The sequence below is a fragment of the Saccharopolyspora aridisoli genome (genome assembly GCF_004348445.1).
GTDB lineage: Bacteria > Actinomycetota > Actinomycetes > Mycobacteriales > Pseudonocardiaceae > Saccharopolyspora > Saccharopolyspora aridisoli.
Genome location: NZ_SMKV01000009.1, coordinates 165,301 through 189,826, shown reverse-complemented (window position 1 = coordinate 189,826; position 24,526 = coordinate 165,301). Strand labels below are relative to the sequence as shown.

The 24,526-nt window shown below is 69.2% G+C and carries 19 protein-coding genes and 1 pseudogene; 14 read left to right on the top strand and 6 right to left on the bottom strand.

What is annotated here, in order from left to right; genetic code table 11:
• Positions 1-285, top strand: a pseudogene (locus E1161_RS10170) (integrase core domain-containing protein); the annotation flags it as partial.
• Positions 286-568: 283 nt separating this feature from the next.
• On the opposite strand, the gene E1161_RS10165 reads toward E1161_RS10170, so the two are convergent.
• The gene (locus E1161_RS10165) at positions 569-1,966 is read right to left on the bottom strand and encodes an MFS transporter (RefSeq protein WP_132621952.1); all 1,398 of its coding nucleotides are present in this window, start codon (positions 1,964-1,966) and stop codon (positions 569-571) included.
• Positions 1,967-2,038: 72 nt separating this feature from the next.
• Between E1161_RS10165 and E1161_RS10160 the strand changes: the two genes are divergently transcribed.
• Positions 2,039-2,950 carry a LysR family transcriptional regulator gene (locus tag E1161_RS10160; protein ID WP_132621950.1) on the top strand — a complete coding sequence of 304 codons (912 nt, stop codon included), beginning with the start codon at positions 2,039-2,041 and terminating at the stop codon, positions 2,948-2,950.
• Positions 2,951-2,952: 2 nt separating this feature from the next.
• Here the strand turns inward: E1161_RS10160 and E1161_RS10155 are convergent, their stop codons facing one another.
• On the bottom strand, positions 2,953-4,782 hold the full coding sequence (locus tag E1161_RS10155; RefSeq protein WP_207920164.1) for an arabinofuranosyltransferase: 1,830 nt from the start codon (positions 4,780-4,782) through the stop codon (positions 2,953-2,955).
• Positions 4,783-5,352: 570 nt separating this feature from the next.
• On the opposite strand from E1161_RS10155, the gene E1161_RS10150 reads away from it, so the two are divergent.
• From E1161_RS10150 to E1161_RS10115, 8 genes are all read left to right on the top strand, one after another.
• On the top strand, positions 5,353-7,218 hold the full coding sequence (locus E1161_RS10150) for an NHL domain-containing thioredoxin family protein (protein ID WP_165939741.1): 1,866 nt from the start codon (positions 5,353-5,355) through the stop codon (positions 7,216-7,218).
• A gap of 206 nt (positions 7,219-7,424) precedes the next feature.
• Positions 7,425-7,745 carry a GroES family chaperonin gene (locus E1161_RS10145; RefSeq protein ID WP_132621945.1) on the top strand — a complete coding sequence of 107 codons (321 nt, stop codon included), beginning with the start codon at positions 7,425-7,427 and terminating at the stop codon, positions 7,743-7,745.
• An 88-nt stretch (positions 7,746-7,833) separates the two neighbouring features.
• Positions 7,834-9,915 (top strand): VanW family protein, encoded by a 2,082-nt coding sequence (locus tag E1161_RS10140; RefSeq protein WP_132621943.1) that lies wholly within the window; start codon positions 7,834-7,836, stop codon positions 9,913-9,915.
• Positions 9,916-10,414: 499 nt separating this feature from the next.
• On the top strand, positions 10,415-11,230 hold the full coding sequence (locus E1161_RS10135; protein ID WP_132621941.1) for a basic amino acid ABC transporter substrate-binding protein: 816 nt from the start codon (positions 10,415-10,417) through the stop codon (positions 11,228-11,230).
• Positions 11,231-11,375: 145 nt separating this feature from the next.
• A complete protein-coding gene (locus E1161_RS10130) occupies positions 11,376-12,173 on the top strand; it encodes an amino acid ABC transporter permease (protein ID WP_132621992.1) in 798 nt (265 codons plus the stop codon).
• Positions 12,170-12,922, top strand: coding sequence for an amino acid ABC transporter ATP-binding protein (locus E1161_RS10125; RefSeq protein ID WP_132621939.1), 753 nt, complete (start codon positions 12,170-12,172; stop codon positions 12,920-12,922). The genes E1161_RS10130 and E1161_RS10125 overlap by 4 nt, the downstream gene beginning before the upstream one ends.
• Positions 12,923-13,207: 285 nt before the next feature.
• Positions 13,208-15,484: a translocation/assembly module TamB domain-containing protein gene (locus E1161_RS10120; protein WP_132621937.1), complete on the top strand. Its 2,277-nt coding sequence runs from the start codon at positions 13,208-13,210 to the stop codon at positions 15,482-15,484.
• A 210-nt stretch (positions 15,485-15,694) separates the two neighbouring features.
• Entirely contained in the window at positions 15,695-16,495 is an 801-nt protein-coding gene (locus E1161_RS10115) for an SGNH/GDSL hydrolase family protein (RefSeq protein WP_235874916.1), read from the top strand.
• Between the two features lie 235 nt (positions 16,496-16,730).
• On the opposite strand, the gene E1161_RS10110 is transcribed toward E1161_RS10115, so the two are convergent.
• Positions 16,731-17,945, bottom strand: coding sequence for an ROK family transcriptional regulator (locus E1161_RS10110; protein WP_132621936.1), 1,215 nt, complete (start codon positions 17,943-17,945; stop codon positions 16,731-16,733).
• A 121-nt stretch (positions 17,946-18,066) separates the two neighbouring features.
• Here E1161_RS10110 and E1161_RS10105 point away from each other — a divergent pair, with 121 nt between their 5' ends.
• Genes E1161_RS10105 through E1161_RS10095 form a run of 4 tightly spaced genes read left to right on the top strand, consistent with a single transcriptional unit; the run spans position 18,067 to position 21,117 of the window.
• Positions 18,067-19,026, top strand: a complete 960-nt coding sequence (locus E1161_RS10105) for an extracellular solute-binding protein (protein ID WP_235874915.1) — start codon at positions 18,067-18,069, stop codon at positions 19,024-19,026.
• On the top strand, positions 18,975-19,400 hold the full coding sequence (locus tag E1161_RS27995; RefSeq protein ID WP_235874914.1) for a type 2 periplasmic-binding domain-containing protein: 426 nt from the start codon (positions 18,975-18,977) through the stop codon (positions 19,398-19,400). Before E1161_RS10105 ends, E1161_RS27995 begins: the two co-directional genes overlap by 52 nt.
• A gap of 11 nt (positions 19,401-19,411) precedes the next feature.
• Positions 19,412-20,278 (top strand): carbohydrate ABC transporter permease, encoded by an 867-nt coding sequence (locus tag E1161_RS10100; RefSeq protein ID WP_235874913.1) that lies wholly within the window; start codon positions 19,412-19,414, stop codon positions 20,276-20,278.
• Positions 20,278-21,117, top strand: coding sequence for a carbohydrate ABC transporter permease (locus tag E1161_RS10095; protein ID WP_132621934.1), 840 nt, complete (start codon positions 20,278-20,280; stop codon positions 21,115-21,117). The genes E1161_RS10100 and E1161_RS10095 overlap by 1 nt, the downstream gene beginning before the upstream one ends.
• Positions 21,118-21,168: 51 nt before the next feature.
• Here the strand turns inward: E1161_RS10095 and E1161_RS28325 are convergent, their stop codons facing one another.
• The 3 genes from E1161_RS28325 to E1161_RS10085 all read right to left on the bottom strand — a co-directional run bounded on the left by E1161_RS28325 (position 21,169) and on the right by E1161_RS10085 (position 24,502).
• Positions 21,169-21,294, bottom strand: coding sequence for a hypothetical protein (locus tag E1161_RS28325; RefSeq protein ID WP_268951378.1), 126 nt, complete (start codon positions 21,292-21,294; stop codon positions 21,169-21,171).
• 230 nt (positions 21,295-21,524) lie between these two features.
• Entirely contained in the window at positions 21,525-23,339 is a 1,815-nt protein-coding gene (locus tag E1161_RS10090; protein ID WP_132621932.1) for a phosphoenolpyruvate carboxykinase (GTP), read from the bottom strand.
• A 434-nt stretch (positions 23,340-23,773) separates the two neighbouring features.
• Entirely contained in the window at positions 23,774-24,502 is a 729-nt protein-coding gene (locus tag E1161_RS10085; RefSeq protein ID WP_207920163.1) for a DUF6802 family protein, read from the bottom strand.
• Positions 24,503-24,526 lie beyond the last annotated feature (24 nt).

The following is a 24,526-nucleotide window of genomic DNA, read 5'->3' as shown; positions in this document are numbered from 1 at the left end:
GCGCGTGCTACCGCTCCCACGCCTGGCGTGACACCTGTCGCGAGCTCGGCATCACCCACAAACGCACCCGGCCCTACCGGCCCCAAACCAACGGCAAAATCGAACGATTCCACCGCACCCTCGCCGACGGCTGGGCCTACGCGCGCCTCTACGAATCAACCCAGCAACGCAACGCCGCCCTGCCAGCCTTGGATCCACTTCTACAATCACCACCGCTCCCACTCCGCCATCGGAGGCACACCGCCAGTCACCCGACTGACCAACCTCCCCGGACATCACAGCTAGATCGCCGAATACGAGGCGATGCACGGACAAGATCGACACCGACCGTGCGGGTGGGGGAACCCTCCGCCGCCGGAGCGGGTGAAAAGCAGTGACCTAAGACACACCGTGCAACGTGTGTAACGAACCCAGGGTGGGTGTCGATATTCATGATGACCCCGCGGTGCTGTCGGACCCCCGACCTGGCAGCATCGCGGGGCTTTCCAATGTCCGGGGCCCTTTCAACCCGCCTCCGCTGCTTCGACGAAGCTCGTGATCCGGTCGCCGACCAGCTCAGCCGACCACGTCACCAGGTCGAGCTCGCCGCGTCGCCTGGACCGCCTTGCCGCTGGAGTTGGGCAGCACCACCGGCACCCGGAGGACCACCGGCGCCGGTGCGAGGTGCACGACGACCGAGAATGGGTCGTGCAGCACTCGCGCCTCGCTCACGTGGAGGCCGAGCTCCCGGCCTGCGGCCGCCGCCGCGCTCAGCGCTCGTGAAGTGCGTTGTCGCTCGTCCGCTCGCGTTCCGCCGATGTTGCCGAGCGGAGCGCCCCGGCGCGAGCGATTCGGTGACGAGCAGTGTCAGCAGCACGAGTCCGGCCGCCGCGATCGCGACCCAGGACGTCGCCGTTCCCAGCGGTTCTCCGAGCGCGATGAGCCCGACCGCGATCGCCGGGCAACCCGCCCCCAGGTAGAAGGCGAGGTAGAGCGCTCCGGTGATCGCGCCGCGCTGCGCAGGGGGCACCGTCCGCTCGACCGCCGCGGTGGCGCCTCCGTACGCCAGCCCGTGCCCGGCGCCCGCCGTGACGGCTGCGATCAGCGTGACCAGCGCGGTGCCGCCACCGGCCAGCGCCAGCAGTACGAGGCTGACGAACAGCGCGCACAGCCCGAGCAGCTGCGCCCGGTGGGCTCCCCAGCGGCTCACGAGCGGTTGGGTCAGCACCGAGCAGATCAGGACCGCGCCGAGCACGCAGCCGGACACCGCCAGGTCGGTGTGGCCGGCGCGATCGAGCAGGGCGGGGATCAGCGAGAGGAACAGGCCGACCGCGGTCCAGGCGAGGAACCCGGTCGCAGCGGACAAGCCGAACACCGCCCGCATGCCCGCCGGGACCCGCGGTCGGGACGGCCGCCACCGGCCGCCCGGCGCGGAGGCGGGCAGGGCGGAGACGCGCGACCAGCCGTACCCGAGCGCCACCAGGTGCAGGAGGAAGGGCAGCACGAACGGCGCCGGGGCGTGTTCGGCGAGCACGCCGCCCACGATCGGCCCGGCGGCGGTACCGGCCACGAACGCCGTGCTCGCCAGCAGCGCAGCTCGCTCACGGGCGTTCTGGCTGATCAGCACGCTCGCAGCGCCGGTCGCCGTGCCCAGCGCGACGCCTTGCGCGGCACGCCCGGCCACCAGCCACAGCGGGCTGGAGGCGAGCGCGAAGCACAGCGAGGCGACGGCTCCGGCGATGAGGCTCGCGCGCAGCACCGACCGCGGGCCCACGACGTCCGTGGCCGTGCCCAGCAACAGCAGAGCAGGTGCGCTGACCAGTGCGAAGGTGGCGTAGATCAGCGTCATGGTCAGGTCGCCGAACCCGAAGTCGTCCTGGTAACCGGGCAGCAGCGGGCTCGGCAGGTAGGCGCCGACGGTGAGCACGACGAGGACGTAGAGGCCGGTGCGGGTCCAGCGGGACCGGGCGGGAGCTGTGAGCGTCACGGTGCCAGCTTGCCGAGGATGAACGCTGAGGAAAATCAAACGTTCCTCGTGGGGACCGTGCAAAATGGTCGTATGATCAACCCTCGGCTCAAGGTGCTGCAGATGGTCTCCCACCACGGCACCGTCACGGCCGCAGCGGCCGCGCTGAACTACACGCCCTCAGCGGTGTCGTACCAGCTCCGCCAGCTGGCCGACGAGCTCGGAGCGGAACTGGTGATCCAGTCCGGTCGCGGCATCAAGCTCACCGCCGCCGCCCGGACCGTGCTCCGCCACGCCGAGGTGTTGCACGCGCAGGTCGAGCGCGCCTACGCCGAGCTCGCGGCCACGGCGCAACACCCCAGCGGCTCGTTCGCGCTGTGCGGCTTCTCCACCGCTGCCACTCGCCTGCTGCCACCGGCCGCGGCGGCGCTGCGCGAGCACTACCCGCAGGTCCAGGTCCGGGTGATCGAGGCTGAACCGGCGCGCTGCTTCGACCTGCTGCTCTCCGGTGACGCCGACCTCGCCCTGGTGATCAACACCGCGGACCTGCCGCCGTCCGCGGACGAGCGCTTCGAGCAGCAACAACTCCTCGACGACCCGCTGGACCTGGTGGTGCCGGTCGGGCACCCGCTGGCCGAGCGCTCCCGGGTCTCGCTGGCCGACGCCGCCGACGAGCAGTGGATCGTCGGACGCCCCGGCAGCACCTACCACCAGCTCGTGCGCGCCGCCTGCACGTCAGCCGGTTTCAGCCCGAACGTCGCGCACTACGCCGACGAGTGGGACACCGGAACGGCCCTGGTCGCGCACCACTTCGGCATCATCCTGGTCCCGCGCCTGGCCCGCCTGCACGACTGGCCGGTCGTGCGCATCCCCCTGCGCGGCGAGCCCGCACCGGCCCGCAGGATCGTCGCCGCCACCCGACTCGGCGGCAGCAGCCACCCGTTGGCCGAAACGGCGCTCGCCACGATCACCACCACCGCGAAGACGCTGCTGCCCACGCCCTGATCTCAGCGCACTCCGATCACCGCGAACGGGCCCACGTCCTGCCGGACGAACCCGGGCGAGTCGAACAGGGCGGGGTCGAACCGCACGTCGTAGACCTGCACGTTGGGCTGGTGCGGGAACGCGTCGTGGGACAGCGTGATGTGCAGGCCCTGCGGCTGCCGCCGCAGCACGAACGCGTTCGGCGGCGCGAACTCGCCGCGTCGCAACAGCTCCCGCAACCTGCCCGGATCACCGGCTTCGGCCCACCGGCAGATCTCGGTGGAGCGGTCCTCGTACCGGGACAGCGGGTTGGCGTAGTGCGGGGTCTCCTGCTGGAAGCCCCGGAAGGGCGCGAAGGACAGCAAGGGGTAGTGGGCCGTCAGCAGCACGGTGTCCGAGGGTTCGCGGCCGGTCGTCTCGCGCACCGCGCGCAGCAGGTCGTCGTGCCAGGCGCCGTCGACGGCGGGGTCGTTCTGGCGCTGCGCGTTGCTGCCAGTCGGGTAGTAGTCGGTGTGGGCGGGCTCGGCGGCCTCCGCGATCTCGGAGGTCAACGCGGTCTCCACGACGCCGACCGAACCGGCCAGTCCCAGCAGGAACGCCAGCGTCGCGGCCTGAACCCGCATGCGTTCGGGCACCAGCGGCTGGATCCGCCGCCGCAGCTCCAGCATCCCCAGCACACCGGCAACGGCCAGCGCCACGTTGAGCACCACCGTCACGCGGAAAGCCAGCAACGTCGTGTGCGCCGCGACGGCGACCGTCGACAGCCCGAACCACAGGTAGACCACGCCGGTGAGCACCAGCAGCGCCGCGGCCACCTCGCTGTGCCGGAAGGCCAGCACTGACCAGCAGAAACCCGCCAGGCACAGCATCCCGAACAGCGAGGGCTCCAGGAACGGCAGCGGTGGCACCGACTCCGGCGGCAGGTAGTTGTTCGCCGCTCCCTCCGAGGGTGACCCGCCCAGCCGCGCCACCAGGAACGGTCCCCAGCTGATCAGCGCCACCACTCCGGCGACCGCGCCGATTCCGAGCACGCGAGGCGCGAGTTCCCGGGCGGGACGGATCCGCCGGGCGGCGAGCACGACCGCCATCGTCACCACCACGGCGGTTGCGAACGCCAGGTGCAGCGCGTACGTCAGGCCGGCGAAGCCGAGGAACACCCCGACACCGATCACAGCCCTGACGTGCCGGTTCGCCCGGCAGCGCAGCAGGTGCCAGGCGATGACGGCGATCGGCGGGATCCAGGCCGCCGCCATCCACGCGTACGGCTCGTCGAACCCGTGCAGCAGCCCCGCCAGGCCGGTGGCGACCGCGGTCAGCACCGCGATCCGCCGCCGCAGGACCACGCTCCACAGCACGAAAGCAACGACCGCGGTGACCGCGACGGTCATCAGAGCGAACGGTTTGAACGCCGCCCAAGCGGGCATCCCGGTCAGCTCGGCGAACCGCCCGCCGAGCCAGAACCAGCCCGCCGGGTAGTACGGCGGCAGATCCGCGTAGTTCATGTCCGCGAGCACCGGCGAGTCCGCCAGCCGCGTCAAGTACTGCGTCCGGAACATCTGGTCGATCGAGGTGCCGCCGTAGTAGAGCCGGGTCGGCTCCAACGGCCACGCGAGCACGGAGGTGACCAGCGCGGACAGCGCCACCCACGCCGCGGGCACCAGCTCGCGGCTCGCCACGCCGAGCAGCGCGCCGCCGAGCAGCAGCGCGAGGACGACGACCGCGCAGGCGGTGGCCGCGACCTCCGGCAAGGCGGTCGGCTCGCTGAGCCCGAACCGCCCGATCGGCAGCTGCACCGCCAGGCTCGTTGCGGCCGCGACGACGACCGCCGCCGCCAGCTCACCGATCAGCCGCACCGCCGACCGCGACCGAAGACACCCCTGCGCAGCCGAATGTTCCACGATCACGTGACCTTAGGTGGTCGCGCCTACACCGCCAGCTGGCGAACGGAGTCCCTCGTGCGCCCGATCGCCCCAGCGCCCCGCACCTGTTGCCGCACGGGATCAGCAGTGAGGCGCGGTTCGATGAACCCCGCCCGGGGGAACAGTCGTCGTGGGGGTTGTTGACCCCGGTTGTCATGGGTGACCAGCAGGAACGTCAAGATTGGTTCGCGCCGCCGAGCTGGGTGGGACGGCAGTGGTCGCACACCCGCGGAGGAGCCCAGCCCCAGGAAGTCCAAGGTCGTCGTCCTGGACTCCTGGACGGTCTAGGCAGGAGTGTCCACTCGTCCGCTGTCGGCGTGCGGAGCCTCGTGCGGTCAAGAGCGCGAGAGCCCCCCGCATGGCGGCGACCGGCCCGCCGATCCGTGTGCTGGCCACTGGCTGGCGAGCGCCCCGAGCTGACCGAGGTCCTGCCTCCACCGAGTTGACCGTGGGCAGTGAGACGTGACTCAAGAGGCCCTGCCCTGCGGAACAGCGGCCGGCCGGATGTTGTTCACTCCTGGCGTGAGTGCTGAGCAGCAAAGACCGCGTGCCCGTGTCCGTGCTCCCGAGTTCGTGGGCCGCCAGTGGTTGAACACCGGCGGAGAGCAGATCAAGCTCGCTGACCTGCGGGGACGTGTTGTCCTTCTTGATTTCTGGACCTTCTGCTGCATCAACTGCCTGCACGTGATCGACGAGCTGCGCCCACTCGAAGCCGAGTTCGCCGACGAGGTCGTGACCGTCGGCGTGCACTCGCCGAAGTTCGAGCACGAGGCCGATCCGGACGCCTTGGTCGCCGCCGTCGAGCGCTACGCAGTGCACCACCCGGTGCTCGACGACCCCGAGCTGACCACCTGGCAGAACTACGCCGTGAAGGCGTGGCCGACGCTGGTCGTCATCGACCCCGAGGGCTACGTCGTGCACGTCGCCGCAGGCGAGGGCCACGTCGAGGCACTGCGCAGCGTGATCTCCGAGGTCGTCGCCGAGCACGAGGTCAAGGGAACCCTGCACCGCGGTGACGGCCCCTACGTGCCACCGCCCGCGCCGGAGACGACGCTGCGGTTCCCCGGCAAGGTCATCGCGCTGAAAAGCGGGAACCTGCTGGTCTCGGACTCTGCGAACCACTCGCTGGTGGAGTTCGAGTCCGACGGCGAGACCGTGGTGCGCCGCATCGGCACCGGTGAGCGCGGACGCGCCGACGGCGTGGAGCCGACGTTCGCCGAGCCCGCGGGGCTCGCCCTGCTGCCCGAGGAACTCGCCGCGAAGACCGGCTACGACGTGGTCGTCGCCGACACGGTGAACCACCTGCTGCGCGGCCTGCGGCTCGCCGACGGCACCGTGACGACCCTGGCCGGCACCGGCGAGCAGTGGCGGGACGGGTCCGAAAGCGGCCCGGGGCTGGAGACACCGCTGACCAGCCCGTGGGACGTCGCCTGGTGGGAGCCCGCCGGTGGCGTGGTGATCGCCATGGCGGGCAACCACACGCTCGGCCTGTTCGACCCGAGCACCGGCGAGGTCGGCCGGTTCGCGGGCACCACCGTCGAAGGATTGCGCGATGGTGCCGCTGCCCAGGCGTTCTTCGCGCAGACCTCCGGTCTCGCCGATGGAGGCGACCGGCTGTGGATGGCCGACTCGGAGACCTCCGCGCTGCGCTGGGTGGAGGCCGACGGTGAAGGCTTCGCGATTCGCACAGCCGTGGGCACCGGCTTGTTCGACTTCGGCCACGCCGACGGTCCGGCGGGCGAGGCGCTGCTCCAGCACCCGCTGGGCGTCGCCGTGCTGCCGGACGGTTCGGTCGCCGTATGCGACACCTACAACGGCGCGGTCCGCCGCTACGAGCCCGCCACCGACGAGGTGTCCACGCTGGCCACCGACGTCTCCGAGCCCTCCGGCGCGACCGTCGTCGACGGCGAGCTGGTCGTGGTCGCCTCAGCCGCCCACCGGCTGGAGCGCCCGGTTCCGCCCGGCCTGGCCGCGAAGCTGATCAGCGGTGCGTCGCAGCAGGTCAAGCGGCCTGCGACCGAGATCGCCTCGGGCGAGGTGGAGCTCGCGGTGGTGTTCACACCGCCGCCGGGCACCAAGCTCGACGAGCGCTACGGGCCCTCAACCCGCCTGGAGATCACCTCGACGCCGGAGGACCTGCTGGTCGCGGGCGCGGGCGTGGGCACCGACCTGACCCGTCGTCTCGTGCTGGCCGACGGGATCGAGCAGGGCGTTCTGCACGTGGTCGCCCAGGCCGCCAGCTGCGACGACGATGATGCGATCGAGCACCCGGCGTGCCGGTTGACCCGGCAGGACTGGGGCGTGCCGATCACGATCTCGCCCGGTGGCCCGGACCGGCTGCCGCTGGTGATGGGCGGTCTGGACGCCTGATCTGCGTTGCAGGGGTGAATTGAGACCTTTCTGGTACTTCGATCTCGAAACCCCTGGTCATGGGGATGCGGAAGGGGTCGCTCCGGTTCGAGGGTGGGCCTGTCGTCGTGCGCTGCCCAGGAGTATCGCGAATCGCGTGGTCAACGCCGTGTTCCGAGGCCCCCCTGACCCCGGGGTCCCCCGGAGGTGGCAAGTAAACTTTTCGGGTGACCGATGCCAAGCTCGAAATCCAGATGCTGCACGACAGGGTCATGGTGCGCATCGCCGCTGAATCCGGGGAACGCCGCAGCAGCGGCGGCATCGTGATTCCGGCGACCGCGCAGATGGCCAAGCGGCTGGTCTGGGGAGAGGTCTTCGGCGTGGGAAGTCACGTGCGGACCGTCAAGGTCGGCGACCAGGTCCTGTTCAACCCCGACGAGCAGTTCGAGGTCGAGGTCCAGGGGCAGGCGTACCTGGTGATGCGGGAGCGGGATCTGCACGCCGTGGCCACGGAACAGACCGAGCAGGGCACGGGACTGTACCTGTAGTCGGCGCCCCGAGCCGGAACCCCGGCGAGAGCGGGCGAGCGAGCACTTCCACGCCCCCACCGCACGACCGACAGGAGAAGGGGAAGCGGTGCCCGAAAACCACCACAACCGCACTGGTGCGGACCCGTCCACCGAACGGCTGCGCACCGACTCGGACCAGCAGAACGCGTCCGACGCCGAGAGCGCGCAGGGGTGGCCCGTCCAGGACCCCCAGGGCCAGGGTGGATCACCCGCGCCGGAGTCGGACAGCGAGCGCACCCAGCAGATCGCCGCGCTGCCCACGGATTTCAGCGGCTTCCCCATCGGCGCCACGCAGACCATCGCTGCCGTCGGCTCCGATCAGCCCACCGCCTACCACGGTGCCGAGCAGACCAATCCCGGTGCGACGCAGATGTTCGGCGGCCAGCAGGGCGGTGTCGGGGGCAGCCAGCTGGGCTGGAACGCCTTCGACGAACCCACCCCCGCCGACGAGAAGCGGCAGAAGCTGCTCAAGGGCGGCCTGATCGCCGGCGCGGCCGCCGCTGCCCTGGTGCTGCTCTACGTCGGCGACCTGCTGTTCACAAGCGGATCGCTGCCGCGCGGCACCGTCGTCGCCGGTGTCGACGTCGGCACCCTCGACCCGGCCGCCGCCGAGAGCAAGCTCCGCGACGAGCTCGAACCCGGCCTGAGCAAGCCTGTGCGGCTGCAGGTCGGTGATCGCAGCGCCACCGTCGAGCCCGATGAGGTCGGGCTGCAGATGGACTGGGCCGAGACCGTCAAGAAGGCCGACGACCAGCCGCTGAACCCCTTCACCCGGATCGGCTCGCTGTTCAGCACCCACAACGTGACCCCGGCCAGCCGCAGCGATCGCGAGCAGTTGGTGGCGGCGCTGCAGGAGGTCAGTCCGCAGCTGGGCCTGGAGCCCACGGACGGCAACATCCGCTTCGAAGGCACCACGCCGATCCCGGTGAACCCGGTGCCCGGCCAGAACCTCGACATCCAGCACGCGGCCAACGCGGTGCAGGCCAAGTGGGCCGAGGGCCGGCCGATCTCGCTCCCGGTCACCCAGCTCCCGGTGAGCACCACCCGCGAGGGCGTGCAGAAGGCGCTCCACGAGATCGCCGAGCCGGCTGTGGCTTCCCCGGTGACCGTTCGCGGCCAGGGCAAGAACGCGACGCTGGAACCGGAGGCGATCGCCGAGGCGCTGCGCTTCACCCCGGACGGTCGCGGTGGCTTGAAGGCGAGCCTCGACGGTCCCGTGCTGGTGGGCGCTCTCGAACCGCAGCTGCGCGACACCATGAAGCCGGGCAAGAACGCCGAGATCAAGCTGGAGAACGGCGCTCCGGTCGTGCACCCGTCGGAGGACGGCGTCGGTGTCGACTGGGAGAAGAGCCTGGAGCCGATGCTCGAAACCCTGCGCAAGCCGCAGCAGCGCGCGGTCCAGGCTGTCTACGTGCCGGCACCGGCGCAGTTCACCACCGACCAGGCCAACCAGCTCGGCATCCGCGAGGTCGTCGGCGAGTTCGAGACCGGCGGTTTCGAAGCGGCTTCCGGTGTGAACATCCGCCGGGTCGCCGAGCAGGTCAACGGCGCGTTGCTTCGTCCGGGCGAGACGTTCAGCCTCAACGGCTACACCGGCCCGCGCGGGATCCCGCAGGGCTACGTGGAGTCGGGGATCATCGAGGACGGTCATCCCGGCCGCGCGGTCGGCGGTGGCATCTCGCAGTTCGCGACCACGCTGTACAACGCCTCGTACTTCGCGGGCATGAAGGACGTCGAGCACAAGGCGCACAGCTACTACATCAGCCGGTACCCGGCCGGTCGCGAGGCGACGGTGTTCCAGGGGCCGAACGGCAAGAGCATCATCGACGTGAAGTTCAAGAACGTCGCCAAGAGCGGCATCATGATCACCACGGAGTGGACTCCGTCGTCGATCAAGGTGAAGCTGTGGGGCACCAAGCAGTTCGACGTGCAGTCGACGACCGGCCCGCGCACCGAACCGACGCCGCCGGCCGAGAAGCCCGGTCCGGCGACCGGCCCTTGCAGCCCGAGCAAGGGCGCGCCCGGGTTCACCGTCGTCGACACCCGCACCATCCGGGACATCACGACCGGCGAGGTCCGCACGGAGAACCAGAAGGTCAAGTACAACCCGCAGCCGATCATCCACTGCCCACCGCCGCCACCGCGCTGATCAGTGACGATGAGGGCCCTTCCCGGCACAGGGAGGGGCCCTTTCGTCGTCATGGGGACATGTCGACATCAGCGTCAGGGGTCACTTGTCGACATGGCACCACGGGGCTGTTCTGGTCCGGAGCGTTCCTGATCGACGTCCCCTTCGTCCGGACACTTCGGACCAGACCGCCCGTCGGTGACCGACGGACCGAGGGTGTCGTGGTGTCGACGCATCGGTCGTCCGCTACTGCGCGTCGGCCACTGTGCGTGGTGGTGGACACAGACCGGCGGGGGTTCGAACTGGTGGGCAGGACGTGGTTCTGGTGGGAGAGCGGCGCGAGCGCCGAAGATTCTTCTGCTCGGCCGGTTGCGGTGAGGCAGTTTTGCCGCGCAGTGGCCGAGAGGTTGATCGCGGTTTTCGAGGAACTTGATGGATTCGCAACACGAGGTATTGGGTTTACGTCCGATCGAGTGGCACCATTCGAGCACCCGCGTTCTCACCTACTAGGAGTTGCTTCGTGGCGCGTCGCAGAACCCTCCGTGCGCTGGCAGTGCTGCCCGCGCTGACCCTGGCTGTGGCAGTGACAGGTTGTGTCGAATCCACGACGAGCGGCGGTGCGCAGGGCGGCGAACTGAGCCTCATCGCTCCCGGTTCGCTGACCACCTGCACCCACCTCCCCTACGAGCCGTTCCAGTTCCCCGGCGAAGACGGCAAGATCGTCGGTTTCGACGTCGAGCTGGTGGACCTGGTCGCGCGCGACCTCGGTGTGCAGCAGAAGATCGTCGACGCGCCGTTCGACGAGGGCATCCAGTCGGGTGAGTCGCTCAACAGCGGCCAGTGCGACGTGGCCGCCGCCGCGATGACCATCACCGACTCCCGCAAGCAGAACCTGGACTTCTCCGACCCGTACTTCGACGCGGAGCAGGCCCTGATGGTCAAGAAGGGTGCGGGCATCACCGACCTGTCCCAGCTGCGCGGCAAGAAGCTGGGCGTGCAGGTCGGCACCACCGGCAAGGACTACGCCGAGGCGCACAAGGCCGAGTTCGGCTACGAGGTCGTGGACTTCGACGACCTGGCGCTGCAGCAGACCGCGGTCAAGACCGGTCAGGTCGACGCCGCGGTCAACGACAACGGCGTGCTCTACAACTTCGCCAAGAACAACCCGGACACCGAGGTCACCAAGGAGTTCGTGACCGGCGACAAGTACGGAATCGGTGTCCGCAAGGGCAACACCGCGCTGCTGACCAAGGTCAACGAGGCTCTCGCCAAGGCCAAGCAGTCCGGTGAGTACGACCGCATCTACGAGAAGTGGTTCGGCAAGAAGCCGGAGTGACCCGCTGATACGTGGCACCTCGGGGCCGGCGTCGAACACGCCGGCCCCGAGCGGTGCAGCGGGGCCGCGAACACCGTCGCGGTAGCCCGCCGGACACATGGAGAGAAAGTCGATGACAACCGAGATCGAGCGGCCCAAGGCAGGCATGGGCCGACGACAGCGGGCGCGCCTCAACCTCGGGATCCAGTACGCGGTGCTGGTCCTGGTTCTCGCGCTGGTGATCTTCATCGCGGACTGGGGCCAGATCGGCCGGGCGTTCTTCAACATCGAGGTCGCCAAGGCGCAGTTCCCCGACGTGATCACCACCGCGCTGCTCAACACCCTCGTCTACACCGCGGTGGGCTTCGCGTTCGGCCTCGGCCTGGCGATCGTGCTGGCGCTGATGAAGATGTCGCCGGTCGCGCCCTACCGGTGGATCGCCACCGGTTACATCGAGCTGTTCCGCGGACTTCCCGCGCTGCTGGTGTTCATCGCGTTCGGCTACGGCATGCCGATCGCCTTCGGGTTGAAGTTCAACAACCTCTCGACCGTGATGCTCAGCCTCGGCCTCGTCGGTGCTGCCTACATGGCCGAGACCATCCGGGCGGGTATCCAGGCGGTGCCGAAGGGGCAGGTCGAGGCGGCGCGCTCGCTGGGCATGTCCTCGAGCCGCACGATGGTGACCGTGGTGCTGCCGCAGGCCTTCCGGATCATCCTCCCGCCGCTGACCAACGAGCTGATCCTGCTGACCAAGGACTCCTCGCTGATCTACCTGCTGGGTTTGTCGGTCGGCCAGTACGAGCTCGCCAAGTTCGGGCGTGGCGCGCTGAACCAGTACCAGTCGCTGACGCCGATCCTGATCGCCGGTCTGTGCTATTTGATCATCACGATTCCGCTGTCGCGCGTTTCCGACCTGCTGGAGCGCAAGTTCGGCGGCGTCCGGACCAAGGGGGCCACCAAGTGAGCGACGTGATGATCGAGCTCTCCGGGCTGAGCAAGTCCTTCGGCTCGCTGGAAGTGCTGCGCGACATCGACCTCCAGGTCCAGCGCGGCGAGGTCGTGTGCGTCATCGGACCGTCCGGGTCCGGCAAGTCGACCCTGCTGCGCTGCGTGAACCTGCTGGAAGAGCCGTCGGCGGGCAAGGTCTCGGTCGACGGCACCGAGCTGACCGACCCGGACACCGACCTCGACGGCTCCCGACGTCACGTCGGCATGGTCTTCCAGCAGTTCAACCTCTTCTCCCACCTGTCGGTGCTGGAGAACCTGACGGTGGCGCAGCGAAAGGTGCTGGGCCGCTCGAAGGAGGAGTCGGAGGAGGTCGCCCAGGAGAACCTGGCCAAGGTCGGGCTCTCCGAGAAGGCCGGCTCGATGCCCGCGCAGCTCTCCGGCGGGCAGCAGCAGCGGGTCGCGATCGCGCGGGCGCTGTCGATGAACCCGCACGTGATGCTCTTCGACGAGCCGACCTCTGCGCTCGACCCGGAGCTGGTCGGCGACGTGCTCGGCGTGATGCGGCAGCTCGCCGACGAGGGCATGACGATGTTGGTGGTCACCCACGAGATGCAGTTCGCCCGCGAGGTCGCCGACCGCGTCCTGTTCATGGACGGCGGCGGCATCGTCGAGCAGGGCCCGCCGGCCGAGGTCATCGGCAACCCGAAGGAAGAGCGCACGCGCACCTTCCTCGCCCGGGTGCTGAACCCGATTCGAACGGATTAGGTCCACAGGCTCCCGTTGCCCTCGTGCTCGGCGGTGCGGGTGGACCCTTGAGCGGCTTCGCGGGCTCCGAGGCAGCACCACCGGTGCTCGCGTGGGATGCCCTGTAGTTGACCGGTGGACGGCCCCGGCGTGTTCCCTGCGACACGCCGGGGCCGTTTCACGTGGAACCGGAGGTCAAGTACGCCATCCCGGTAAATTCTGGTGCAGGGCGAAACCTCTTGTCGTGGTCAGACGTCCTAGTGGGTAGATGATCGACGACGCGTCACGCGGTTTCGGGGGCTACGGGTGCCTAGCGGCAAGGTGAGGGAGAACGGCAACGGTCCGCTGACCGCGGCCGAGCGGCGAGTGGACGAGCTGCTGCGGCAGGGCAGACCGGAAACGCCGGAAGGTGATCCGCTCGACGTGCTGGCCGAGGAGTTCGAGGCGGACAGAGAAATTCGCGGCGAGTTCCTCACACGGCGGCTGATCGACTCGCCGGACGAGGCGAGCAGGCGGTCCTTCAACAGGAGGGCCCGGCAGCAGCCGGTGATCCTCATCGAGGACGCGGTGATCAGCGGCTGCCTGGACCTGCGCGCCGCCGAACTGCCCTACCTGCTGGAGTTCGTCCGCTGTCGGTTCCTCGAAGCCCCAGACGTCCGGCAGGCATCGCTGGCCGGACTGGTGCTGCGGAACTGCCTGCTACCGGGGATGCAGGCGCGGAACCTGCGCACCACCAGCGACACCCACCTGCTGCGCTGCACCAGCAGCGACGGCGTCATCGACCTCGCCGACGCCGAGCTCGGCGGCTCGCTGCTGCTCAACGGCAGCGACCTGCACAACCCCGGCCGGCGCGCCATCTACGCCGACCGGCTGACCGTGGCCGGTGCGGTGCTGGCGATGGGGATCACCGTCGCGGGTGAGATCCGCATCCCCGGCGCCAAGATCGGCGGCAACCTCACGCTGGCCGGGGCCACGCTGCGGAACCGGGGTCGGTTGGCGCTCAACGCCAACGGGATCCAGCTGGGCGGTTCGCTGCGCTGCGACGCTGACCCGAACACCGGGAAGTCCTTCACCGTGGCCGGGCTGGTGTTCATCCCGAGCGCGACCATCGCCGGTGATCTGCGGATGCGCGACGCCGTGCTGGAACCCGGGGTAAGCCCGCCGAGACGCGGCGAGTCGCCCTACGACGACCCGACCAGCACGCTCATCGCCGACCGCAGCCACGTGCGCGGCGACGTCGAGATGGACGAGAACTTCCGCAGCGGCGGGACGATTCGCATGGTCAGCGCCCGCGTCGAAGGCGACCTGCGGTTGTCCGGCGCGCAGATCGACCTGACCTGGGCGCAGTCCGCGCGCGCCGCGGTGGACCGTTCGCTGCGCGCCCTGCACCTCGATGGCACCGAGATCCGCGGCAACCTCGCGGCAGGAGGGGTCAACGTCTGGGGCGAGTGGCAGATGACCGATGTGCAGGTCCACGGCAGCTTTGCGCTCAACCGGGCTCGGCTGACCGGCGCGCGCACCGACGTGCTGCAGGCGAGCCGGATGACCGTCGGCAACAACTTCGACTGCCGGGAAGCCGACATCAGCGGGTCGATCCAGCTGCAGGGAGCCTCGATCGGCGCCAACCTCGACCTGCGGGCCAGCGAACTCACCAAACCCGCCTGGCACCGCCACAAGCTCGCCTACAAGCCTTCGGTGGACCTGCGCGGAGCACGGATCGCGCGGGACCTGGTGTGCGCCTCGGGCGTCCGACCGTTCTTGGCCGAAGGTGAGGTGCAGCTGCGCCGCAGCGAGATCGGCAGGCAGGCCAACTTCTGGGGAGCTCGACTCGGAGACGGGTTGAGCCGCAACGCCCTCAACGGCTTCGGACTCGTCGCCCAGGAGCTGACGCTCAGCGTCGATGACCCGCCGAAGGGCCGGATCCTGCTGCGGCAGGCCCAGTGCGAGCTGCTCGCGGACAACGCGCGGCTGTGGGAGGCCAGCGGCGGAGTCGACGTCGAGGACTTCAGCTACGACAACTTCACCGACAGCGTCGAACCCACCGACGCGGACAAGGTCGAGGAGCGGCTGGCATGGCTGCGCGCCAACTCCGGTGACCGCTACCAGCCCGGGTCCTACGACCAGCTAGCGCACGTCTTCAGCGGCAACGGCAACGAGGAGCACGCGGTCACGGTGCTGATCGAGAAGCAGCGCCACCGCTACAAGGCGATCGCGGCCTCGACCCGGCCCGCGTTCCGCCCGCCGGTCCGGTTGTGGAGCTCGCTGCAACTGGTGACGGTCAGCTACGGCTACCGCCCGCTGCGCGCCCTGATCTGGCTGGTGCTGCTCACGGCCGCGGGCACCACGTGGTTCTCGGTGCACGGCCCGCTGCAGCCGGTCAACGACGAGGATCACCCGCACTGGAGCCCGCTGCTCTACACCGTCGACCAGTTGGTCCCGATCATCAACCTCGGGCACGACGTCATGTGGCGGACCCAGGGCCCGTCGCAGTGGATCACCGTCGCGCTCATCGCCGCGGGCTGGATCCTGGCCACCACGGTCGCGGCAGGCATCACCAGAGCCCTCCGCCGGGACATCCAGTGACACGTGATCCCCGAGCGCGGCTCACCTCACCGAGCAGGGGGTTCGGATGTCGCGCGAGGTCCGGGTCGGCAACGGGACGTTCGCGAGATTTCTTGAAAGCCCGCTCATCCGGGGGATTCCTCTGGTCCAGTGGGCTGGTTCTCGGTGTGCCGGGGCAGATCTCTGTGCTCTGATCAAGCGGTCGTTGCGCGATCTGCCAGGAGGTCCTTCGTGGTCGGGTTCCGGTTGCCCGTTGTCGCCAGTGCCGGTGCGCTGGCGCTGATGTCCGCGGTCGTCCCGGCGGGGGCGCAGGAGGACGCGTTCGAGTACGTGGCGATGGGGGACTCGGCGGCGGCCGGCCCGCTGGTGCCGGGCCCGGGCCCGAACCTGCTGTGCTTCCGCTCGACGAAGAACTACCCGCAGGTCGCGGCGGCCCGGTTGGGCGCGCAGCTCGAGGACGTGACGTGCTCCGGAGCGGAGACCGAGGACCTCTCCGGTCGTCAGCACCACGTGCTCCCGCCGCAGTACGTCGCGCTGAGCGAGACCACCGACCTGGTCACGGTGACCATCGGTGGCAACGACGTATCCCTGGTCCAGGCGGCGTTGTCGTGCCTGAACGCGTTCCCGGAGCCGGTCGGCTCGTCCTGCGCGGACAGCTTCACCGCCGACGGCGACGAGCTGGCCGAGCGCATCGACGAGTTCACCCCGGACTTCGACGAGGCGCTGGAGGAGATCACCGACCGGGCGCCGAACGCGCGTGTCGTGGTGGTCGGCTACGGCACCTACCTGCCTCCGGGCGGCTGCTACCCGAAGCAACCGATGTGGGCGCGCGACGCCGACCACATCCAGTCCACGGTGGACCGACTCAGCGCGCGGCTCGGTGAGCGGGCTCGTGCGCACGGCGCGACGTTCGTCGACCTCGGCCCGGTCAGCGAGGGCCACGACGTCTGCCAGGCGCCGCAGGACAAGTACTTCGAGGCGTGGTGCCGACCTCGTGGGCCGCTCCCCTGCACCCCAACGCCAACGGCATGACGGCCTTCGGCAACGCCGTGGCCGACGCGGTGTCGGACGTGTTGCCCAACCGCGTGCGAGGGGCGCTGCCGCGAGCCGTGCAGACCACCTGAGCAGCTCGCACCGGGTCACGTCTTCTGGCGAGACGCCGCGACGGACCTGCAGTGGCCTGCACGAGCAGTGGCGCGGGGATTGCAGTGGGCGTGTCAGGTCCGACCACCCGCCCTGCCACGCGAACCGGTCCAGGAACAGATCATCAGGAGCCCAGCAGCGTGTTCAGGCGGGGAGAGTAGGTGTGGTCGAACACCAGTGACGCCGCGCCGACCGCTGCGGCGTCCTCGCCGATCAACGCGTTCTCCACACGCACCGGGCGCACCTGCGGCGCCCACACCTGCGCGGTGATCACCTTCGACACCCGGTTGCGGACCAGGTCGGAGACCTGCCGCAACGCGGGACCGCCGAGCACCACGCGGTCCACGTCGAGGACGCTGACCACCGAGGCGAGCGCCTGGCCGAGACGGGTCGCGGTCTGCCGCAGCACCTTGCGGGCTGCGGCCTCCCCGGCCACCGCGTCCCGGCACAGCTGGTCGTAGGCGGCGGCGACGGAGGTGGGTGCGGGCCGCCCGGTGGCGGCGCGCCAGTCGGCGACGATGGAGCGCATCGAGCAGTACGCCTCCAAGCAGCCGCGCTTGCCGCAGTGGCACTCGCGGGAGCCCCCGCTTGGCACGTGCCCGATCTCGCCCGCGTTGTTGCTGACCCCGCGGTGCACCTGGTCGCCGAGCACGACGCCGATGCCCACGCCGGTTCCCAGGTAGACGTAGACGAACGAGCCGGATCGCCGCGCGCAGCCGGACCAGCGCTCGCCGATCGCGGCGGCGGTGGCGTCGTTGTCCATCACCACCGGCAGCCCGAACCGCTCCTCGACGAGGTCGGCGAGCGGAACCTCCGTCCAGCCGTCGAGGTTGGGCGGGTCGAGGACCTTGCGGTGCGCGGGATCCAGCGGCCCGGGCACGGCGAGGCCCGCGCCGAGCACGCGCTCGGGTTCGAGCCCGGAGCGGCGCACCAGGTGCTGCCCGATGCGTGTCAGTGCGGCGGCGACCGAGTCGGGGGTGGCGTCGGTGGGAAGCCTGCGGGTGGTGCGCAGCCGGACGCCGCCGGCGAGGTCGACGAGCACTCCGGTGATGCGCTCGGGGTCGAGGTGCAGGCCGACGGCGGAGTAGGCGTCGGGCACGACCTTGAGCAGGACGCGGCGCTTCCCGCCGGTGGAGGGGGCGTGGCCGTTCTCGGTGACGAGCCCGTCGTCCATCAGGGCTCGCACGATGTTGGACATCGTCTGCGCCGTCAGCCCCGTGCGCTGGGCGAGTTCCACGCGGCTGATCTCGCCGTGGCGTCGGATCGTGTCCAGCACGACCGCGCGGTTGAACCCACCGACTCGGGGCAGGTTTGTGCCTTGCCACGACGGATTGGTCATGCAGCGCTCCTCGTTGAGACCCGCAAGATCATTGACTTGTGCAAACGTTTGGACTTATGTTGCCCACGAGTGTGATTCGGATCTCAGGTTAGTCGCAAGCGTCACAGGCCGGAGGAGCCAGATGCGCCGGAGAACCGCGTTAGCCGCCATCCTCACCGCTGCCCTGGGCCTTCCCGCCTGCGGCGGATCCGCCGAGGACCCGAACACGATCACCGTCGCCTACCACCGGTACGGCAACACGCTGCAGGTCGACGCGTTGATGCAGCGCGTCAAGCAGCAGTACGAGCAGGCCCACCCCGGGAAGTTCGTCAAGCTCGACCCGGTCGTGGCCCCGGAGAGCGAGTACCTGTCCAAGCTCCAGCTGCGGATGCGGTCGGAATCCACCGCGCCCGACGTGCTCTACGAGGACAGCTTCAACGTCAACTCCGACGTCGAGGCCGGATACCTGCTGGCCCTGGACGACCGGCTCGCCCGGTGGCCGGACTGGAACTCCTCCTACATCGGCGCAACCAAGCAGGCGGGCAAGGCCGCCGACGGCCGGATCTACGGCGTTCCGCTCGACACCGACACGCGAGGGCTCTGGTACGACCGGAAGCTGTTCGCCGAGGTCGGACTGCCGGAGGAGTGGAAACCGCGCACCTGGGACGACATCCTCGCCGCCGCCCGCCAGATCAAGCAGCAGCGTCCCGACGCGATCGGCATCGACATGCCGCTGGGCAAGGCCGAAGGCGAGTCGGTGAGCATGCAGACCGTCGAGATGCTGCTCTACGGAACCGAAACCGGAACCCTCTACGACGAGCAGCAGCGCAAGTGGGTGGTGCCCAGCAAGGGCTTCACCGATGCGATGGGTTTCATCTCCACCGCGGTCGGTGAGGACCTGACGCAGAGCAAGCCGCAGATCGCCGACGCCCAGTACGACAAGAACCAGCGCGACCAGCTGGCCCGCGAAGGCAAGGTCGGCATCCGGCTCGACGGCAGCTTCGCTCCGGCAACTGGCAGGACTCAGGTTGGACGGACTGGACGAAGACCATGTCCGCGACCCCGATGCCCACCCAGTTCGGGCAGGCGCCCGGAACCGTGACGCTCTCCGGCGGCTGGACGCTGGCGGTCAGCGCGGCCAGCGACAAGCCCGATGACTCCTTCGAATTCATCAAGCAGGCGTTGAGCGTGGACAACGTCGTGCAGTACTCGGCGGCCACCGGCAACCTGCCCGTGCGGGGAGATGCCGCGGCCGATCCCCGGTTGAATGAGGCCAACCCGCTTAACCAGTTCTGGGTCGGCCTGCTGGCCAACACCCACTACCGCCCCGCGCTGCCGGAATACCCGAAGGTGTCCGAGGAGATCCAGAAGTCGGTGCTCGACGTCGTCGCCGGGCGGTCTCCGGCCGAGGTGTCCGACCAGTGGTCGCAGCAGGTCTCGCGGATCGTGGGACCTGCCAACACCCGGGCGGGCTGACGATGTCGGCGGTGCGGCGGTGGCTGGCGCCGATGGCCCCTGCCGTGCTGCTGCTCGGGCTGTTCGTGATCGGGCCGATCCTGTGGAGCGGCTACGTCTCGTTCACCGACGCGGCCTTGACCGGCGCGGCGGCCAGCGACCCGGAGTTCATCGGGCTGGACAACTACCGGCGGATGTTCGCCGATCCGGCGCTGTGGCACGCGGTGTGGGTGACCGTGGTGTTCACCTTGGGGTCGGCGGTGATCGGCCAGAACTGCCTGGGCATGTTCATCGCGCTGCTGACCCGGCACCGCAACCGCTGGCTGCGCAACGCCGTCGGCATCGCCGTCGTGTCCGCGTGGGTGCTGCCGGAGCTGGTCGCGGCGTTCGCGATCTACGCGTTCCTCAACTCCGAGGGCACCCTGAACAACCTGCTGGTCGCGGTGGGTCTGGAAGGCGTGGACTGGCTGTACCACGCGCCGGTGCTGGCGGTGGTGCTCGGGAACGTCTGGCGCGGCACGGCGTTCTCGATGCTGGTCTACCAGGCGGCGCTCGCCGAGGTGCCCAGTGATCTCACCGAGGCCGCCGAGGTCGACGGTGCCGGGATGCTGCGCCGGTTCTGGCACGTCACGCTGCCGGTGATCCGCCGGACGATCGCCACCAACCTGATGCTGATCACGTTGCAGACCATCGGCGTGTTCACGCTGATCTACGTGCTCACGGCGGGTGGTCCGAACGCGGCGACGCAGACGCTGCCGCTGCTGATGTACGACTCGGCGTTCGAGTTCGACGAGATCGGCTACGGCGCCACGATCTCCCTGGTCCTGCTGGCGATCGGCGGGCTGTTCGCCGTGCTCTACGCCTGCAGCCTCGGTGATCCGGACGAGGAGGGGGCGTGATGGCCGGAGTCACCGTCGCGAGGCGGCGCTCGGTGTCGGTTGTGGTGCACCTGGTTCTGGCGGTGGTCGCGCTGGCGTTCCTCGCGCCGCTGCTGTGGCTGCTCACCGCGTCCTTCGACGCTGACGCGCCGCTGTCGGCGCAGCTGCCGAGCGCGCTCACCCTGGACAACTTCGCCCACGTGCTCACCTGGGAGACCAGTATCCGTCCACTGTGGAACGGACTGGTGATGTGCGGTGGCGCGGCGCTGGTCTCGGTGGTCTCGGCGGTGCTGTGCGCCTATCCGCTGTCGCGCTACCAGCTGCGGTTCCGGCGACCGTTCCTCTACCTCGTGCTGTTCGCCTCCGGGCTGCCGATGACCGCCGTGATGGTGCCGGTGTACAGCATGTTCGTGCAGGTGCAGCTGGTGGATTCGAAGTTCGGCGCGACGCTGTTCCTCGCGGCCACCTCGTTGCCGATCGCGATCTGGATGACGAAGAACTTCATGGACGGCGTCCCGATCAGCCTCGAAGAGGCCGCATGGGTCGACGGCGCATCGGCGATGCAGGCGTTGCGCTCGGTGGTGCTGCCGTTGATCGTCCCCGGCATGGGCGTGGTCGCGATCTTCACGTTCATCAACGCCTGGGGGAACTTCTTCGTCCCCTTCATCCTCCTGCTCGATCCGGCGAAACAGCCCGCCTCGGTGGGAGTCTTCGCCTTCTTCGGCCAGGGCGGGCTCATCGCCTACGGGCAGCTCGCCGCCTACTCGATCCTCTACACGGCACCGGTCATCGCCCTCTACCTGGTCGTCTCCCGCTACCTCGGCGGAGCCTTCAACCTGGCCGGCGCGCTCAAGAACTAGGCAGGAGACCTGTTCGCGCGCAACCGTTCTCGCGCCAGCCGGTCTCGCCGCTCATCGCTCGACGGACGCCGCGTCGCGGTCGTCGGTCTCGATCGGGACGGTCGCGCCGTCTTCCCCGTACCGCAGCGAGACGTACACCGCTGCCGCGGCGACCAAGAACAACACCAGAAATGCCAAGCCGGCCATGAGGCACCCCCTCGTCCGATGGGCCGCTGCGCGATCGCAGATGTCCATGAGACGCACGGGCTGGCGGTCGGTTGCTCGACTGTCGTCGAGAACGCGAAAGCGGCGCTTCCCCTCCGGAGAGGGGAGGCGCCGCTTAGGGCACGCGCACGGTTGACGTCCGCGTCAGACGGGTGGGTACCGGAGCTTCCCACGGCGATCCGGTACCGCCGCCCGCCCAGGTCTCAGCCCAGGCGCTGCTTGAGGGCTTCGAACTCGTCGCGCATCGAGGTGGGCAGGTCGTCACCGATGGTGTCGAACCACTCCTCGATCAGCGGCAGCTCGGCCTTCCACTCGTCGACGTCGACGTGCAGCGCGGTCTCCACGTCCTCGATCGGGGTGTCCAGGCCGGACAGGTCGATCTGGTCGGCGGAGGGCACGCGGCCGATCGCGGTGTCCTCGGCGGCGGCGTTGCCCTCGATGCGCTCGACGATCCACTTGAGCACCCGCGAGTTCTCGCCGAAGCCCGGCCACACGATCTTCTTGCCGGACTCGTCGCGGCGGAACCAGTTGACGTAGAAGATCTTCGGCAGCTTGGTGGCGTCAGCTGACTTGCCGACGTTCACCCAGTGCTGGAAGTAGTCGCCCACGTTGTAGCCGATGAACGGCAGCATGGCCATCGGGTCGCGACGGACCTCGCCGACCTTGCCGGCTGCGGCGGCGGTCTTCTCCGAGGACAGGGTGGCGCCCATGAACACGCCGTGCTGCCAGTCGAAGGACTCGTTGACCAGCGGAACCGTGGTCTTGCGGCGGCCGCCGAACAGGATCGCCGAGATCGGCACGCCGTTCGGGTCGTCCCACTCGGGCGCGAGGATCGGGCACTGCGACATCGGCGTGCAGTAGCGCGAGTTCGGGTGCGCGGCCTTGACCTCCGAGTCCGGGGTCCAGTCGTTGCCGTGCCAGTCGGTGAGGTGCTGGGGGTCCCCCTCCATGTCCTCCCACCAGACGTCGCCGTCGTCGGTCAGCGCGACGTTGGTGAACAGCGAGTTTCCCTGCTCGATGGTGCGCATCGCGTTCGGGTTGGTCTTCCAGTTGGTGCCCGGGGCGACGCCGAAGAAGCCGGCTTCCGGGTTCACCGCGTAGAGGCGGCCGTCCTCGCCGAAGCGCATCCAGGCGATGTCGTCACCCAGGGTCTCGACCTTCCAGCCCGGAATGGTCGGCTCGAGCATCGCCAGGTTGGTCTTGCCGCAGGCCGATGGGAACGCCGCCGCGACGTAGTGGACCTTGTCCTCCGGCGAGATCAGCTTGAGGATCAGCATGTGCTCGGCGAGCCAGCCCTCGTCGCGCGCCATCGCCGAGGCGATGCGCAGCGAGTAGCACTTCTTGCCCAGCAGCGCGTTGCCGCCGTAACCGGAGCCGTAGCTCCAGATCAGCCGCTCCTCCGGGAAGTGGGTGATGTACTTGGTGTCGTTGCAGGGCCACGGGACGTCTTCCTGGCCGGGCTCCAGCGGCGCACCCACCGAGTGCAGCGCGGGTACGAACTCGGCGTCGGTGCCCAGGCGCTCCAACACCTTCGAGCCCATCCGAGTCATGATGTGCATCGAGACCACGACGTACTCGGAGTCGGTGATCTCCACGCCCAGCCGCGGCGGGTCGGCGTCGAGCGGACCCATGCAGAACGGGATGACGTACATCGTGCGACCACGCATGGAGCCCCGGTAGAGCTCGGTCATGGTGGCCTTCATCTTGGCCGGGTCCATCCAGTTGTTGGTGACCCCGGAGTCCTTCTCGTCGACCGAGCAGATGAAGGTCCGCTCCTCGACGCGCGCCACGTCGGACGGGTCGGATGCCGCGTAGAACGAGTTCGGCTTCTTGTCGAGGCGCTTGAAGGTGCCGGCCTCCACGAGGCGGTCGGTCATCCGCGTCCATTCGTCCTGCGAACCGTCACACCACACCACACGATCGGGTGTGGTCAGCTCCGCGACCTCACGCACCCACGACAACAGGCGCTCGTGCTTGGTCGGGGACTGGTCGAGACCGGGGATGGTCACTGCGGTCATCGCGACGTGTCTCCTGACTGGGCGCCACAGCCCGGATTGTTCGCCGACGAGCTCACCCGCCGACGTTTGCAGGGAAAGCTTCGCCCGGCCCGGAGAGCCGGGCGAAGTGGAAAAGGGATGCAACGAGGCTAACGGGGATAACGGCGCGCGATGAAGATCGGGGTTGTCGGTTCTCTCACAGGAACGATAAGGGAATCGATTCAGTTCGCATTTACTTCCGGGCGCTCCCGGAAATCTCATCGCTGGTGTCGCCTTGGGTCCCAGATTTTCCGGCGAAGCGGACATGAGTGCGAACGACCGGTGAACCGGGGATAGCCGCCGAATGGCGGTTGCCGACTGCAGAGTCCGGAGATGAAAACCCGCTCGATGGCCTGAAAATGAGGCCACGGGCGGGTGGTGGAATCACATTCCGTCGCAAATTGTGCGACGCCGCGTCACACCCACGAGTCGTCTTTCGCGGGGCGCGACGGTTCGCCCTCGCACATCGCCGGAAGACCGGGGTCCGCGACCGGGGCTTTCGGCTGGGGCTTGGGCTCGTCGAAGGTCCAGGTCGCGTCGTCGGTCGCGGAGGCGATCTCGTTCGGGGCGTACTGCCCGTTGTCGCCGATCTGGCCCTGCTCGACGACCGTCCACTCACCGTTGCCGGTGTGGTGCGAGATGGTCACGTCGCCGGTCTGGGTGATCTCGACGACCTGGTCGGCGGACCCGTCGCCGTCGACGTCGGTGACCAGCACGGTGTTGCCGTTGTCGGACTGCACGACCGCCGTGTCGGCGATGCCGTCGGAGTTGGTGTCCTCGGTCACCGGCCCGACCTGGACGTCGCCCTGCGGGGTGCCCATGACCATCGGCTTGCCGTCGTCCGGACGTCCGTCACCGGCGCCGCCCGGGTGCTGGTGCGGGGCTTCGGCGGTCCACTCGCCGGTGTCGGCGTGGAACCGTGCCTGGTCGAGGACCTGGCCGTCGTTGCTGAGCGACTGCATCAGGTCCGCTCGGCCGTCGGCGTTCTCGTCGATGTAGGCGACGTGGCCGTCGTCGGTCATCACAGCGACCGTCTCGTCCAAGCCGTCGCCGTCGAGGTCGTAGTTGGCCTCGGCGGTGTACTCCTCACCGTCGACGGTGACCTTGATGTCCCCGTCCCCAGCGCCGGTCTCCTCGATGTACACGTCGGCACCCTCCGCCGCCTTCAC